This window comes from Croceicoccus estronivorus, assembly GCF_001625325.1.
GTDB classification, from domain to species: domain Bacteria; phylum Pseudomonadota; class Alphaproteobacteria; order Sphingomonadales; family Sphingomonadaceae; genus Caenibius; species Caenibius estronivorus.
The window spans coordinates 103292-118469 of record NZ_JRQQ01000009.1 but is presented as its reverse complement, the minus strand read 5'-3'; the positions used below and the strand labels follow the sequence as shown (position 1 = coordinate 118469).

Annotated in this window: 18 protein-coding genes; 14 read left to right on the top strand and 4 right to left on the bottom strand. The window is 59.8% G+C overall.

Features of this window, described 5'->3' with window-relative positions; genetic code table 11:
• The first annotated feature begins 82 nt into the window (after positions 1-82).
• From MB02_RS14310 to MB02_RS14245, 14 genes are all read left to right on the top strand, one after another.
• The gene (locus MB02_RS14310) at positions 83-712 is read left to right on the top strand and encodes a FliH/SctL family protein (protein ID WP_156495532.1); all 630 of its coding nucleotides are present in this window, start codon (positions 83-85) and stop codon (positions 710-712) included.
• On the top strand, positions 709-2031 hold the full coding sequence (locus MB02_RS14305) for a FliI/YscN family ATPase (RefSeq protein WP_067539049.1): 1323 nt from the start codon (positions 709-711) through the stop codon (positions 2029-2031). Before MB02_RS14310 ends, MB02_RS14305 begins: the two co-directional genes overlap by 4 nt.
• Positions 2024-2482 carry a hypothetical protein gene (locus tag MB02_RS14300; protein WP_156495531.1) on the top strand — a complete coding sequence of 153 codons (459 nt, stop codon included), beginning with the start codon at positions 2024-2026 and terminating at the stop codon, positions 2480-2482. Before MB02_RS14305 ends, MB02_RS14300 begins: the two co-directional genes overlap by 8 nt.
• Positions 2479-3306, top strand: a complete 828-nt coding sequence (locus MB02_RS14295) for a hypothetical protein (RefSeq protein WP_067539043.1) — start codon at positions 2479-2481, stop codon at positions 3304-3306. The genes MB02_RS14300 and MB02_RS14295 overlap by 4 nt, the downstream gene beginning before the upstream one ends.
• A 13-nt stretch (positions 3307-3319) precedes the next feature.
• The gene (locus tag MB02_RS14290) at positions 3320-3766 is read left to right on the top strand and encodes a flagellar hook assembly protein FlgD (RefSeq protein WP_067539040.1); all 447 of its coding nucleotides are present in this window, start codon (positions 3320-3322) and stop codon (positions 3764-3766) included.
• A 1-nt stretch (position 3767) separates the two neighbouring features.
• Complete coding sequence (locus MB02_RS14285; protein WP_067539039.1) at positions 3768-4943, top strand: flagellar hook protein FlgE; 1176 nt, start codon at positions 3768-3770, stop codon at positions 4941-4943.
• Positions 4943-5698 carry a FliM/FliN family flagellar motor C-terminal domain-containing protein gene (locus tag MB02_RS14280; protein WP_067539033.1) on the top strand — a complete coding sequence of 252 codons (756 nt, stop codon included), beginning with the start codon at positions 4943-4945 and terminating at the stop codon, positions 5696-5698. Before MB02_RS14285 ends, MB02_RS14280 begins: the two co-directional genes overlap by 1 nt.
• Positions 5692-5961, top strand: coding sequence for a FliM/FliN family flagellar motor switch protein (locus MB02_RS14275; RefSeq protein WP_067539027.1), 270 nt, complete (start codon positions 5692-5694; stop codon positions 5959-5961). The genes MB02_RS14280 and MB02_RS14275 overlap by 7 nt, the downstream gene beginning before the upstream one ends.
• A gap of 4 nt (positions 5962-5965) precedes the next feature.
• Entirely contained in the window at positions 5966-6343 is a 378-nt protein-coding gene (locus MB02_RS14270) for a flagellar biosynthetic protein FliO (RefSeq protein ID WP_067539024.1), read from the top strand.
• The gene (gene fliP / locus MB02_RS14265; RefSeq protein ID WP_067539021.1) at positions 6340-7062 is read left to right on the top strand and encodes a flagellar type III secretion system pore protein FliP; all 723 of its coding nucleotides are present in this window, start codon (positions 6340-6342) and stop codon (positions 7060-7062) included. The genes MB02_RS14270 and fliP overlap by 4 nt, the downstream gene beginning before the upstream one ends.
• Positions 7059-7802 (top strand): sigma-70 family RNA polymerase sigma factor, encoded by a 744-nt coding sequence (locus MB02_RS14260; RefSeq protein WP_067539018.1) that lies wholly within the window; start codon positions 7059-7061, stop codon positions 7800-7802. Before fliP ends, MB02_RS14260 begins: the two co-directional genes overlap by 4 nt.
• Before the next feature lie 26 nt (positions 7803-7828).
• A complete protein-coding gene (locus tag MB02_RS14255; RefSeq protein ID WP_067539015.1) occupies positions 7829-8395 on the top strand; it encodes a tetratricopeptide repeat protein in 567 nt (188 codons plus the stop codon).
• A 12-nt stretch (positions 8396-8407) separates the two neighbouring features.
• Positions 8408-8767 (top strand): hypothetical protein, encoded by a 360-nt coding sequence (locus MB02_RS14250; protein WP_067539012.1) that lies wholly within the window; start codon positions 8408-8410, stop codon positions 8765-8767.
• Positions 8768-9018: 251 nt separating this feature from the next.
• Positions 9019-10014: an aldo/keto reductase gene (locus MB02_RS14245; RefSeq protein ID WP_067539010.1), complete on the top strand. Its 996-nt coding sequence runs from the start codon at positions 9019-9021 to the stop codon at positions 10012-10014.
• A 97-nt stretch (positions 10015-10111) separates the two neighbouring features.
• On the opposite strand, the gene MB02_RS14240 is transcribed toward MB02_RS14245, so the two are convergent.
• From MB02_RS14240 to MB02_RS14225, 4 genes are read right to left on the bottom strand one after another with little or no spacing between them, the layout of a single operon-like run.
• Positions 10112-11242: a tetratricopeptide repeat protein gene (locus MB02_RS14240; protein ID WP_067539008.1), complete on the bottom strand. Its 1131-nt coding sequence runs from the start codon at positions 11240-11242 to the stop codon at positions 10112-10114.
• A gap of 39 nt (positions 11243-11281) precedes the next feature.
• A complete protein-coding gene (locus MB02_RS14235; protein WP_067539000.1) occupies positions 11282-13309 on the bottom strand; it encodes a flagellar biosynthesis protein FlhA in 2028 nt (675 codons plus the stop codon).
• A complete protein-coding gene (locus MB02_RS14230; RefSeq protein ID WP_067538998.1) occupies positions 13302-14405 on the bottom strand; it encodes an EscU/YscU/HrcU family type III secretion system export apparatus switch protein in 1104 nt (367 codons plus the stop codon). Before MB02_RS14230 ends, MB02_RS14235 begins: the two co-directional genes overlap by 8 nt.
• A gap of 2 nt (positions 14406-14407) precedes the next feature.
• Positions 14408-15178 (bottom strand): flagellar biosynthetic protein FliR, encoded by a 771-nt coding sequence (locus tag MB02_RS14225; RefSeq protein WP_067538987.1) that lies wholly within the window; start codon positions 15176-15178, stop codon positions 14408-14410.

The window sequence follows — 15178 nt, the reverse complement described above, 5'->3', positions numbered from 1 at the left end:
CAAGGCCTCTGATGAACAGGCACAGTCCTCCGTGCGCCCCTTCTCTGTGCCAGAGCCGCCCAAATCGCCAATGCCGGCGGAAATGCCCGTCGACCTACAGTTATCAGCCACCCACACCGGCAATGACCCGGCGGAGCCCATCGTCGATCCGCGTATCGACCTGCTGGAACGACAGGTCGAAGAACTCGGCCGACAATTGCGAGAAGCAAACCTGCAAGCCGAAACCCGTGAGGCGGAAGCGTTCACACGCGGCCAACGGGATGGGTACAGCCAGGCTGACAGCGAATCCGGGAAACGGATTGCATGCCTCAAACAATCACTCGCTCAGGCCGAGGCTCAGTTTGCTGCCCGGCTGGAAACGCTGGAGGTACTATCGCTTGAAGTCGCGCAGACCGCCTTGGCCCGGATTTTCGGGGAAGATTCGCACTACTCCGAAATGATTTCGCAAAGCGTGCGCCACCAGCTCCGGCAAGTGGACAATGCGTTTGTCATCCGGGTCCGTGTTTCAGCCGAAGACTTCGGCGATGCCGCTGGCATGACAGAATTGGCCGATCAGCTTCCTGACCTGTCACTGCAAATCGATCCGGCCTTGCAAACAGGGCAGTGTACGATCGATCTCAAACTTGGCCAGATCGAGGCAGGCATTGCCGATCAGTGGCCCCGTCTCGCGCACCTCCTGGAAACGATGGCCGGGGAAGGGATCGAGCGATGAAGGCCCACCCGTATATCACAACGCTCGAACGGGCAGAGCTTGCTCGCCGTACAGGCACCCTGATCCGGATCGGCAGCGAATATGTCGAAGCGGACGGCCCCATCGTTGGTGTCGGCGACTATTGTGAAATCGAACAGACCGGGCGTAACGATCCGATCATAGCAGAGGTCACCGCAATCGAGCAGGAGCGGATACGCCTGCTCCCTTTTTCAGGCGTGCGGCAGCTGCGGCTGGGCGCACGCGTCAGCAAGTCCCGCCATTGCGACGATATCCCGACAGGTGCGGGGTTCGCCGGACGGGCGATTGACGCGCTGGCGAACCCTCTGGACGGAGGCAGGCCCATACTGGCCGAAGCGAACCGCCCGCGTGCCGGGCATATGTTAGCTCCGCTTGACCGAATGGTGCCGAAGGAACGTCTGATCACCGGTATCCGAGCGATTGATGCGCTGCTGCCGCTCGGCAAAGGACAGAGAATTGGCATTTTCGCCGCCAGCGGTGTCGGCAAAACCAGCCTGATCGACCAGATCGCCCATCAGATAGAGTCCGACCGGGTTATATTGTGCCTTGTGGGCGAGCGCGGGCGTGAAGTCGAAAAACTGTGGCGCACACATTTGCGCGAACGCGATGGCACCAGATTTACGCTCGTCGCCGCTACGGCGGATGAGAGCGCAAGCCTGCGTGTGAGAGCCATCGATCAGGCGCTGGGTCTCGCAGAGCACTGGCGCGACAAAGGGGAGCATGTCCTGCTGATCGTGGATTCGATCACCCGCGTGGCATTGGCCCTGCGCGAACTGGGTCTGGCCTCTGGCGAACCGCCAACTATCCGCGCATTCACTCCCAACGTATTTTCAGCACTGCCCAAAATCGTCGAGCGTTGCGGCGCAGTGCGGCATGGTGGCTCCATCACAGCAATCATGACCGTGCTGAGCGAGACCGACGATGTCGATGATCCGATCGTCGAACTGATGAAATCGGTGCTGGATGGTCACATTGTCTTGTCGCGGACATTGGCTGAAAAACGCCATTTCCCCGCGATTGACGTGGCCCGCAGTGTTAGCCGCCTCGCTTCCGATTTGTTCAGCAGGGACGACGAAAGTCGGGCCCAGAAGGCCCATGCCGCCCTTGCCCTATACGAAGAAGCCCGGCCGATGATCGAAAGCGGCATCTATCGCCAAGGCAACAGCGCCGAAATCGATCAGGCCATCGCATGGCATCCCCAGTTGACGGCCTTCCTCCGCCAGCCTGCAGACCACCTTTCCTCTCTGGATGAAGCACAGACAATGCTGGATGCGATCGTTGGCGGGAGTGGCCATGCATAACGATCCGAAAGCCAGCCGCGCACTGAAACGGCTCACACAATTGCAGGCCCTGCGCGTCGCCGAAGCGCAGCTGGCGCTGGATGACGCCCAAACCAAGCGGGAAAGCGCCAGCGCGCACGAAGACACCGCCAGGGACGCTCTGAAACGACAGGAGGACGAACTCTCCGATCTCCTCGCCACACGCCTGCTTGATCCCTCGCTGTTCAGCGTGAAGGGCGGAATGATCGTCAGCCACGCCGATGCGGTAAGAAAAGCTCACGAACAGGCGGAAATCGCCCGTGCAACCGAACGCGAACGGCAAAGTACGTGGCACGCCCGCCACCACCAACAGGACTGGTTGCAGGAACAATATCGCTGCGCCGCCCGCTACATCCGCCGACAGCATGAGGAGAAGGTCGCGCTTGAAGTCGCAAGCCTCATCGCCATGCGTACTGCGAGGCAACCCCGATGACTGCAATAGCGGCTCCAGCCTCAGACACTGCTCGCCGTGTCAACGACCTCATGCCAGATGTCTCATCCAGCCAACCTGATGGGCCTTCCTTTGCATTTTTTCTCGATCTCGAATCGTCCCAGCTTTCCTCGCTGCCAGATCAGGACATTGCCCATGCCGCTGCCATCACACCGGCAATTGGACAAGATGCACAAGCCTTCGTTGCCTCACCATTGCTGGTCGCAACCGCAGTGCCACAGACGGCCGGTGGCGAACTTCCATTGGAGAGGCGTGATCCAGCGCCCCTGCGTTCCGTTAAGGCGTTCCCATCACCACCTGCCACAGCTGCTCCTCCCGCCGCCGATGCGGGATCGCTTCCTCTCTTTGAAGAGGCCCCCCTCGAAGCTCCTTTGACGAGCACGCCCACGGTCCGATTGGCTCTCCAATATCCAGCGGCCCCGGCTTTGACCGGGCAGGAAAAAGTAGCGGGAATGCTGTCGGGATCGCCCCCCGCCAGTACGCCAATACACCATTCAGCCACACCGCAGTTCCTGCCGCTGGCCCAGTCCCGACCCAATCTTCAAGGCGAGGCCCACGCGGTGGATCAGCCGGGCGGGGCCGCATCAGCGAAGTCCAGCCCGATATCATCAAGAGCCGCACCCGCCAGCCCCGGCGGAGAGTTCACAGTCCATTGGCTTCCGGTTGAAGGCGGCATCCGGTTGTTCATTCGGCTCCCCCGCATGTCCGACGACATGCGGGGCGAAATGGAACTGCGGCTGCGTGAGTTGTTCGAACAATTCGGGCTGACCTTGCGCGACCTCGATCTCCACCAAACTCCTGCGTGAAAGGCTGACGGCAATGGCGACATCACCCATAGAAGGCCTGGCCAACGTCCAGACCGACTCCGGTGCGAACCAGGGGGCTCAGAACGCGACCGATGCTTTCGGCCTGAGTTTCGAATCCCTGCTCAAGATCGTCCTGACCCAACTGACCTATCAGGACCCCTTGAAGCCGATGGACAATTTCGAATTTGTCTCTCAGCTCGCCCAGTTTTCCCAGATCCAGCAAACGCAGGACATGTCGCAGGCGCTGCAGACCCTGGTCGCGGCGCAATCGTCTTCGCAGGCGGCCAGCCTGCTGGGCAAGACAGTAGATGTTCCGGCCAGTGGCATCACATTGAGCGGAGAAGTGACGGCAGTGTCCTTCATCGACGGTTCGCCCAGCCTCACCATTCGCACGACAGATAACCAGACCATCAGCAACATCGCATTGAACGCAGTCTCGCAAATTAGGGAGGGCAATTGATATGTTCGGTTCCATCTACATCGGCCTGAGCGGGCTCAACGCCTATTCCCAGGGCCTGAAAACCGTCAGCAACAACGTCAGCAACCTGAACACCTCAGGCTTCAAGGCGACCGACATCTCATTCTCTGACGTTTACGGCGGCAGCAGCGCGGGCGGGCTGGCGTATGGCTCCGGCTACACCGGGCAGGGGCACGGCGTAAATTTCGACGAGGTGTCCATCAATTTCACACAAGGTGAACTGCGGAACACAGGCCGCGATCTGGACCTTGCCATCGACGGCAACGGTTTCTTCGTCCTTCTGGATGGCGACACGACCCTTTACGCACGCACCGGCAGCTTCGTGGTCAATGACGATGGCTACGTCGTTCTGGCTGGCACCGACTACAAACTGGCGGTCCTGGATTCCACTGGTCGTCCGCAGAGCGTCAATATCGACAACGCGCGCACAAGCGCACCAGCAGAAACGACCCGGATCGGCTTTTCAGACAACCTATCCTCGACCGCGACCGAATACACCGTTCCCGATGTGAAGGTCTATGACGAGCGCGGCGGCGAGCATGTCTGGACAATCGCATTTTCACGCGAAGAAACGGTGTTCGACGAATGGACGGTCACTGTTACCGATGCAGACGGAACGGAAGTCGGAACCCAGACTCTGACCATTACCGGCGGTATAGCCGACCCGGCCAATACCACGCTGACGTTCGAAGATACGGCCAGCAGCCTGTCGGTCGCATTCGATTTTTCAGGCATCACCTCATATTCATCGGGCACGGTTTCCACCATGCGGGCCTCAGATGTCGATGGCCATCCGACCGGGTCGGTTGCGACTTTGACCGTGAATGAAAAGGGGCAGTTCGAAATTGCCTATTCCAATGAGGAAACATTGGAACTGGGCGCGATTGCGCTGGCCGATTTCCGCGACCCGCAGACGCTGGAACAGCGAAGCAACGGGCTGTTCGCCCAACGTGGCTTTGGTCAGGTGCAGTACCTTTCCGCAGATGACACACGCGTAGGTTCGATCCTGTCCCAACGGCTGGAAGCGTCCAATGTCGATCTCGGATCGCAATTCGGTGACCTTATCCTGATCCAACGCGGTTTTCAGGCCTCATCGCAAATCATCAGCGTCACCAACGACATGATCCAGCAGTTGTTCGGCATCCGGGGCCAAGGGTGATGCCCACCGCATCGCTCTGGTTGCCGGAAACGGCATTTACCGGGCCATCGTCAGTCGCACCAGTCGCGGAACTCCTGGGCCGGTGGTCAGACGAATGGTTGGTCAAAGGCAGGCTGACTGCCCCTTTCGCCTGGCAAAAGGCGCCCGCCCCGCATGGTTCGGGCAATGCTGCCGACAGGCCATGCCAACTTACTTTGACGACGGGTTCGGAGCCGCTCCTCGCCCAAGGATTACTCGGGCGGGAAATGGGCGCACATGATCTGAAAACGACCGGCGACATGATGCTTGTCCGGGAACTCGCGCAAACCGTACGGGACGACCTTGCTCGGCGTATCGAGGCACTGTTTGCCGATTTCAAGGGACCGGCGGATGGCGGTGCCCATCCGCGATATCGCTTGCCGTTCATGTTGAATGAAGGGTCGGAAATCTTCACGCTCGAAATCGCGGCGCCGCTCTTGATCGCAATGGCGCGACACCGGGCGGGCACACCGCGTAAACGTGCTCAACCAGATCTCCGAAACCGAGCGATAGAGAACCAGCCCATCGCCATCGGGGCCCTTATCGGTCGCACCAGCATCGCACTGAACGATCTTGAAAAGCTCGGGCCAGGCGATGTCATCACGCTTCAGACGGATGCAGCGGACCTGCTCGACATGCAGGCCGGCAACACCATCATCGCTCACAAGGCTGCCTCGATCGTACTTGCGGGCGAACACTTCCAAATGCGGATCGAAAGGCCAATTGACCAATGGTAGAGAACCCCAGCAGCGACAGGATTGGGGGCAAGGCGCCCGCCAAGCTGATCGATCATGTCGAAGTTGAAGTCGAGGTGATGCTCGGCGAAGCGAGATTGACAGTTGCAGCCCTGAACCGGCTCGCAACAGGCGATGTCCTACCCATTGACCGCACCATAGCCGAAGCTGCCGACATCCGCGTGAACGGACGGATAATTGCGCGAGGAGAAATCGTCACCGTCGATGACAAATTTGCAGTCCGTGTGACCGAGATCGGCGATTGAGCACATGAAGCCTCGCTGCCTGCTCTCTTTCGCATTGGCTTTGGCGTCGATGGGCCATCCCGCCGCCGCTGCATCCGGCCTTGGCACAGCCGGTGAGCCTGCAATTCCATGGCTGCGCATCGGCCTGTCCCTGGCATTCTGCGTGGCGTTGGCAGCAGGGGCTATTCTCGCCCTACGCCGTCATCAGGGCCGCCTCGATTTCAGCCGCCTGAGCCATGCACCAAGGCGGCGGATCGAGGTGATCGAAACGCGCCGGATCAGTCCGCATGGGGATGTCTGCCTGATGCATTGCGAGGGGCATGCCTACCTGATCGCCGTCGGCCAAGGGCACGCTCTGGTGCTGGACAAGCAGCCCGTTTCTCCGATGGAGAAAGCGCCATGAAGCTCCGGCTCCGACCGAGCCTGCTCACAGTTGTCATCGCGGTGTCTGCCTGTCAGGCACAGCCAGCCTTGGCTGCTGTGCCTGCTGCACCCGAGACAAGCGAGGCTGTCCGGCTTGCGGTAGTGCTGACCATTCTCGCCATCATTCCGGCGATCCTCATCAGCACGACCAGTTTCATTCGGATTGTCGTGGTCCTCGCGATGGTGCGCCATGCTTTCGGCATGCCCCAGACCCCGCCCAATGCCGTGCTGACCAGCCTGGCGCTGTTCATGACAGCCTTTGTCATGAGCCCGACACTCTCGGCAGTGAACGAAGGAGCCTTGCAGCCTCTACTGACAGGCAAGGCAGATATTGCCGAGGCAATGGACAAGGGCGCTGGTCCGCTCAAATCCTTCATGTTGCGGCATACCCGCGACAATGACCTCGCCATGATCTATCGCGTTTCACGAACAGTTCCTCCCGATCGGGCCGAAGATGTGGAGTTGTTCAAACTGACCCCGGCATTCATGCTCAATGAACTGCGTGCCGCGTTCACTATCGGCTTCGTGATCCTGCTGCCCTTCCTGCTGATCGATCTCGTCGTGGCGAGCATCCTGCTTTCGCTTGGTATGATGATGGTGCCGCCGGCCACCATATCCCTGCCGATCAAGGTCCTGATGTTCGTCCTGATCGACGGCTGGAGCCTGGTGATGGAGGGATTGCTCGGAAGCTTCGGATGACCATTGCCTCGCGTCGCGGCGTTGCGCTGCTGGTGCAGCCGGACAGGGTCGAAGCTTCCCTGTGGCGCGCCTACCTCGATATGCGGGGGGACGACGCCCGGCTGAAGCTCTTCGAATACTATCAGCCATTCGCTCGCACGTTGGCCGGAGTGCAATTCACAAGACGGCGGATTGGCAGTGTCGAGCGGGGGGATGTCGAACAACTCGCCTATGAAGCCTTGCTGCAAGCCATTCAGCGGTTCGATCCCGCACGCAATGTGCCCTTTCAGGCTTACGCGAGAAGCCGCATCGCAGGCCATATCAGCAATGGTCTGGCGACAATGAGCGAAGCGACCGCGCAATATCGCTATCACCAGCGCGTGGAAAGGGACCGGCTCCGTTCGTTGCGCCAATCGGGGCCTGTCGCAGAAGCAGACCCGCTGGGCGCCCTGGCGGAGCTTGCCAGCACGCTTGCTCTGGGCCTGCTGGTCGGAGACGGCGAAGCGGTCGACCCGGATACGATTCCGGATGGGCAGCCTTCCGCTTATGAAAGCCTCGCCTGGCATGAAATGCAAAAGAAGGTCCGCGAACAGATCGACATGTTGCCCGAAAGGGAGCGCTATATCGTTAGTCAGCATTACCGGAACGGTGTGAGCTTCCAGCAAATTGCCGCTATACTGGGTGTCAGCAAAGGGCGGGTTTCACAAATCCACCGTTCGGCTCTGCTACGTCTGCGCGAGCAAATGGCCCAGTTCCGCTGACGCTTCCTATACGAGAGGAACGAGAAATGAATTTGTGTAGCGACGCCGAAATCAACGCATTGGTGGCTGCGATCCAGGGCAATGACCACGATGATCTGGCCCAGGTCGATGCCTTGCTGGCGGATTACCCTCAGGACCCGCGCCTGCATTTCATGCGCGGGTCGATCCTGGCTGGCCGACAACGCCCGATCGAAGCGCATGCGGCTTTGGCCAAGGCCGTTACAATCGCTCCGGAATTCCATCTCGCCCGCTACCAGCTCGGTTTCTTCGAACTGACTTCTGGCGAGGCGGACAATGCGCTTTCGACCTGGGGGCCGCTCCTCCGCCTGCCGCAGGACCACTATCTGCGTCACTTCGTGGAAGGCATGACGCATTTGATCCGCGACGAGTTTGCAGAGGCGATCACATTGATGCGTTCGGGTATGGCGCTCAACGAGGAAAACCCGCCGCTCAACAATGACATTCGGCTGCTGATTAAGGAGTGTGAGAAGTTGGCCAGCGACGGCCGTGGCGAAAACGCAGATACGGACACCGATCAGTCGTTGACGTCATTGATCCTCGGTCAGTTCACCCCCGGCGGCACACGACACTGAGGCCATCCGGCAATGACGCGTATCACGCCTGCCGATCAGGTCATGCTGCTGCTGCGCCAGCAGTTGCAACGCATGACGAAAGGCGCTGGTCAGGCCCGTGGCAGCCGAGCCGGGGCTTCTCAGCTAACCGGAGGACAAAACCCCCTGCACCGGGTTTCTGCCTTGGCCACTCTCGATGGTCTGTCCGACGAGGAACGCGGCAAGGCGCTGATCCGGGCTTTATTGACAGAGGAATTTGGGGAAGAACTGGCCAACGAGGCAAAGTTTGAGCGGATTGTAGGCGAAGTCCACCGGATCATTGCCTCCGATGACGGAAGCCGGGATCTGCTGAAGCGTTCGCTTCGAGAAGTGAGCCGCCGCCCGGCAGACTAGCGACAATCGGAACGAAGCGTGCAGAAATCCTGTGCCGCAGGCATCTGTCACAAGTTGCCTACCCGGCTTCAAGAATTCCACGACAAAGCCAGAGTACGATTTGCGGTCGAAGATATGGTTTGTATCCACTCCATAACTGCCGCAGGTTGGCGGCTGAACCACAGATTCCTCCGCCGTTCATCATACTTGGATGAGAGACGTGGGCTCACGATAGCGCCAGCCGTCCACTGAAATATGGGAAGATAAAGACCATGCACTATACGAAACTGGGCTCGACCGGCCTTGACATCTCACGGCTGTGTCTGGGGTGCATGACGTTCGGGCAGCCGGAGGCAGGGGCACACCCCTGGACTCTGGGCGAAGCGGAAAGTCGCCCCATCATCCGGCATGCGGTCGAACTTGGTATCAATTTCTTCGACACCGCAAACAGCTATTCGGCAGGAACATCGGAACTGATCTTGGGGAAACTCCTCAAAGAATTTACTCGTCGCGAAGAGGTCGTCATCGCGACAAAGGTCTTCCTTCCGGAAAATATGCTCTCGGGCGATGCCCCGCCCAATCGCAAGGGCTTGTCACGCAAGGCAATTTTCACGGAAATCGACGCGAGCCTTTCCCGTCTCAACACCGACTATGTCGATCTCTATCAGATTCACCGCTGGGACTATGGCACGCCCATCGAAGAAACCATGGAAGCCCTGCACGATGTCGTAAAAGCAGGAAAGGCCCGCTACATCGGCGCTTCTTCCATGGCGGCCTGGCAATTTGCCAAAGCTCAGTCGGTTGCAACGATCCACGGCTGGACACGGTTCGTCACCATGCAGAACTATCTGAACCTGCTCTATCGCGAAGAAGAACGGGAGATGATCCCCCTGTGCCAAGATCAGGGGGTTGGCTTGATTCCATGGAGTCCGATGGCCCGTGGCCGCCTGACGCGGCCCATCGGGAAGCAGACCACGCGCAGCGAGAGCGACGAGTTCGCGAAGGTCCTGTTCAAGCCAACCGAAGAGGCCGACAACAAGATCATCGCCACCGTCGAACAAATAGCCAATGAGCGTGGTGTGGCGATGGCCCAGATCGCTCTGGCGTGGGTGCTGGCGAAGAAGAGCGTCTCCGCCCCGATCGTCGGTGCCAGCAAGCTCGCGCATCTCGACGATGCCGTAGCGGCGCTATCGGTGACGCTCAGCGACGAAGAATGCGCCAGGTTGGAGGCAGCGTACGTCCCGCACGCAGTGACCGGCTTTGAATAGGAACGCTGCTGCAAGCGACACTTAAAATCGCCTGACCAAAACTGAAAACTGGCGTTGGCCAAACGGAGCGCGCTTAACCGGCCGCTGTCCGCGTCGACTATCCGCCTGACCGCATGGCTCGTGCCAATGCGGCGCCAATTGTGCGGCCACTTCCATCCAGCGGTTGCTTCAACGCGATGTCGAGTATCCGTTCTGCCGCGTCCGAATCTCCGTCGGACGAAGCCATCAGCATTTTTGCAAAAGCTGCCGAAAAACTCGCGCGATCAAGCCGCTGGGCTATTTCCAACCGGCGGTCACCCTGTTCCCTGTCGCCAGACAGCATGTCCAGCACAGCCAGAGACCCATGCGATTCAGCAAAATTGGGATCAAGTTGCAGCGCATGGTCAAACCGTTCGCGCGCCCGCGCCATATCGCCCGCAACGAGATAGGCCCATCCAGCCGCGATCCAACTCCCCAAGTGATCGCCAAACCGTTCCGCACCCTTGTCGAGTTCCGTCGCAGCCATTGCACCATTTCCAGCGGCGAGAAGCGACAGCCCCAGCCCGATACGTGCACGGGGGGAGTCTGCATCGAAGGCAAGCGCGCGTTCGAACATGCCCTGCGCCGCCGCATGGTCCGTGTCCGCGCCACCCAGCGTCAACATACCCAGTGTGGTCAGGGCATCGGGCTGATCTCCGCCCTTTTCAGCGCATTGTCTGGCGAGATCTTCATCTTCCACATCGAGCGCGAGAACGGACACTGCGGCCAGAAGCGGCGGATAATCGGGATGCCTCGCCACATGCGCCCGCGCTTTCAGGATCGCGGCATCGAATTCCCCCGCATCATGCATCAGTTGCACTTCGAGCAGAGCAGCCTGGGGCAAGCTGTCCGTCAGATCATCATCGAGCAAGGCGCGGGCAGCGGCAAAATCCTGAGCCAGGGCCAACGCCCAGGCAAGATTGAACCGCAAGCCCAGATCCAGGGGGGCCGTATCCCGTAGATCGGAAAATATCCGCACCGCCTGCTCCGGCTGACCTGCGTGCATTGCGGCAATACCCATCAGGTTGCGGTCGCCGATCTCTGCCGCGCCTGTCCGTTCCAACTCGGCAAGGCAATCCATCGCCTGCTGCGGATCATTCAATGTCATGGCAAGCGCTGCCACATCGCGAAGCAACGCCGGGTTTTCCGGATCCTGCTCGAGAAAGCCACGCAGGCGCCGCAGCCGATCATGTTCAGTATCTTGCGTCACAGGCGCTCCCGTTGCTTGTCATCCCGATCTTGCCACCGCTCATCCATCCACTTTCACCATATCGAAAGACTGGAGGGAAAGGCGCAAGGGAATCTCGTCTATCGAAAGAATCGACAATTGCGGGATCGATCGCTGCGTCAGCTTCAGCAGGACTCTGCGGATTGGCCCCGCACACAACAAGACCGGGGCCTTTCCCTGGCGCAGCATAGCCTCCGCCAGTGGGGCCAGCTTGCGCAACAGTTGTTCAGCCAGGCGCGGTTCCAGCCCCATCGTGCTCGCTTCTCTCGATCCCAGGCCGGCAATGATCTGATTTTCCAGCCGCGGATCCAGGCTGAGGACCGAAAGATGCGCGTTGTGCCCCCGCAATCCATTGCAAATGGCCGTGCTGAGCGATTGGCGCACCCGTTCAGTCAGGCCCGCCGGATCACGCTCCGTTCGCCCGACATCGACCAGCGTTTCCACGATCAGGTCCAGATTGGCAATCGTCACACGTTCCTGCAGGAGATTCTGCAAAATCCGCTGCACATCCGAAATCGTCATGATGTTAGGCACCAATTCTTCAACCAGACCCGGTTGCCGTTCCCGTAAACGGTCGAGCAGCTCCCCTGTCACGGCGCGGGTCAGCAGAGTCCCAACCTCCATTTTCATGATCTCACCGAAATGAGTGATGAGAACCGTCTCAGGATCGATCACGCTGTAGCCCGCTTCGGAGGCTTGCCTGACAAGGTCATTCTCAATCCAGGTTCCGGGAATACCGAAGGCAGGATCGCGGCCCTCGATCCCCGTCAACCGCGGCGCATCGTCGCTTTGTGCGATGGCTAGCATCCGGTTTGGGTGAAGTTGTCCGCTGCCATAGGTAATTCCGTGAATGTTGACGCGATAATCGAGACTGCCGATTTCACGCGCATCCACGAAACGAACCGCTGGAAAGGCAATCCCGAACATCCGTTCGTGGGCTGTTCGGCTATTGGCGATACGATCGAGCAGGATCGCCTTCTTGTCACCCCAGGCTTCCGCCAACTGGCTGCCAAAGGCGATTTCCAGTTGCGGGGGAAGCTTGCCCGATGTGGCGGAACCGGTATCTTCTTCCTCAATCGCGTTGGCGGCCTGTGCTTCTTCGTGCCGTATGCGGCGGACGCGAAGCCAGGCGAACAGGGCAACTGCAAGCAGCACCGCAATCGGCCACTTCGGCATGCCCGGCAACAGCATCAGCGCCCCGATCACTGCCATGACAATCAACGGGATGCGCGGTTCGGATGACAACTGGCGGAAGATTTCCGTGCTGAGTTCCCGGTCAGAAGCGGAGCGGGTCACGATGATGCCGGTGGCAATTGAGATAATCAGCGCCGGCAACTGGGTCGCGATACCATCACCGATGGTCAGCAAGGTGAAGCGTTGCAAGGCCTCCCCCCAGCTCATGCCCATCTGCAGCACGCCGACGATAAGGCCGGCGATAATGTCAATCAGAAGGATCAGGATGCCGGCAATGGCATCGCCTTTCACAAATTTGCTGGCGCCATCCATCGCACCATAGAAAGATGCCTCTTTCTCAAGTCCCGCCCGGCGGTCGATCGCTTCCTGCTGGGTGATCAGCCCCAGATTGAGATCGGCATCGATGCTCATCTGCTGGCCAGGCATGGAATCGAGCGTGAAGCGTGCGGCAACTTCGGAAACGCGCTGGGCACCGGATGTCACGACCACGTATTGAACGACGACCAGAATGGTGAACACGACCAAGCCAATGACAAAATTGCCCTGCACCGCATAACTGCCGATGGACTCGATCACATCGCCCGCATCGGCCCCTGTCAGAATCAGGCGCGTGGCCGCAACGTTGAGCGACAGGCGATAGAGCGTGGCGACCAGCAGCAGCGAGGGGAAAGTCGAAAACTCCACTGGCTTTGCGACGTAGAACGTCAACAGCATGATCGTCAGCCCGAAGCCGAAATTCACGATGATCGCCAGATCCAGCATCGCCGGGGGGATGGGCGAAAACAAGATCAGCAGGATCAGGACCGTGCCGACAACCAGCACGAGATCCTTGTTGCGGTCGAACAACTTACCCATGTCCAATGACGCCTTCTTCGATCTGTTCGGCTGAAGAGCCCTGGCCCCGGCGCAAATGTGCGTAGTGGCGCGCAACCCCGTGAAAATGCTGCGGCGCGATGGCGCGATCCACCGCACAATCGCGATAGAGGCTTCGCGCCAAAGCAGGATCCGCAATGACCGGGATGCGCAGCAGCCGCGCCTTGCGTTTGAGCAATTGCGCGAAATGATTGCGTCCCTTCGCCCGGACTATCGGGGCATCCATCTCGTCCGGGTCATAGGACAGGGCTACTGCGAAATGCTCTGGATTGGTGACAAGGAAGTCCGATCCATCCAGCTTGCGCAGCCCATCTGCCTGCTGCCGCATCGCGCCATGCAATTCGCGGCGCTTCTGCTTGATTCTCGGTTCCCCCTCACGCTCTTTCGTTTCGCGAGTCAGTTCGCGGCGGCTCATCCGCATCTGTTTCAGGAATTCGCCACGCACGATCACCTGATCCAGAACCATGAAAACGAACGCCAGCCCGAGGAAGGCAAACAACAGGCGCCGACCCGCACCATCCATCGCCTGCGCGAGCGAGTGCGCATCGTGAATGGATTGTCCGAACATCGCCAGCCCGCCCACGATCATGAACCATGCAACGCATGAATAGACCGCCATCTTGATGACGTTCTTGATCGTTTCCTTGACCATGCGCAGCGAAAACAGCCGCTTCAGCCCCTTGGCGGGATTGAGCCGCGAGAAATCGGGTTTGAGCGGCGCAGTGGTGAAGATGAATCCGCGCAACTGCACGAGTTCCAGAAACACCAGAACGACGACGATAATCCCGCCGAGGACCAGCAGCGGCTGGAAGGCGAGCCAGTATATCGCCTTTACCGTGCCTAGCACTGAGCCTGCCTGCGCCGTGCGGTCGATCCCCACAGTAAGCGAAAGGCGCATCAAGTCAGCGAGACGAGCGACAAAAGCCGGACCTGCGACAAGGATGAAACCGGCGAAGGCCAGGAGGCTGCCCACGAAGCCGAGATCCATGCCGCGCGCCACCTGACCCTTTTCCCGCGCACGTCTGAGCTTGAACGGGGTAGGCTCCTCGCTCCGGTCCTGTTCCTGCTGATCCGCCACGGCTATCCGCCCCCTTGCCCGAGCAGACCGGGCGCGCCCTCTATCGCGGTGCGCAGCAATCTCAGGAAGATACCACCAGACAACCCGAGAGCGATGGGAAGCGTCAGCAGCACCGCCATGGATTTCACCTGAAATCCGAGCAGGAGGACGTTCATTTGCGGCAGCGTTCGCGACATGAACGCGATTGTGAGGTCGAGCAGAAACAGCACGAGCATCACCACGCCGAAGAGCCCGATACCCATGGCGAACAAACCGCTCATCAGCGTGGAAAGCGCACGCATATCGCCCGTCAGCATGCCGTGCCCCATTGGCAGGAAATCGAGCGACGCGGCCCACAGCGCGATCAGATCCTGCGCACCGCCCATCGTGAAAAATACCGCTGCGGCGGCATATACGAACACCGTTCCGGCCAGCGGCATCTGCGCCTGTGTCGTCGGATCAGCCACCATTGCGAGACCGAACCCGGCTTGGATATCAACCGCCCGTCCGGCCCACAGGATCGCCGCAAATGCCATTTGCAGGCACAGTGCGACGGCAATGCCGACGAACAATTCACCCGCGGCAAGGGAGAGGAGGCTGGCCCCGGATTGGAGCACCTCCACTGTCGCAGCCGGGCGGCCGGCGACAAGCGAGAGTGCGAGCGATAACGCCAGCAATACCCGGATGGTCACGGGGACCCGCAGCAGCGTGAAGGGGCCGCCATAGGCAAATGTCGGCGCGATCCGCAAAGCGACCAGCAGTGCCGCCACGGCGCGGGCGAGGAGATCATCCAC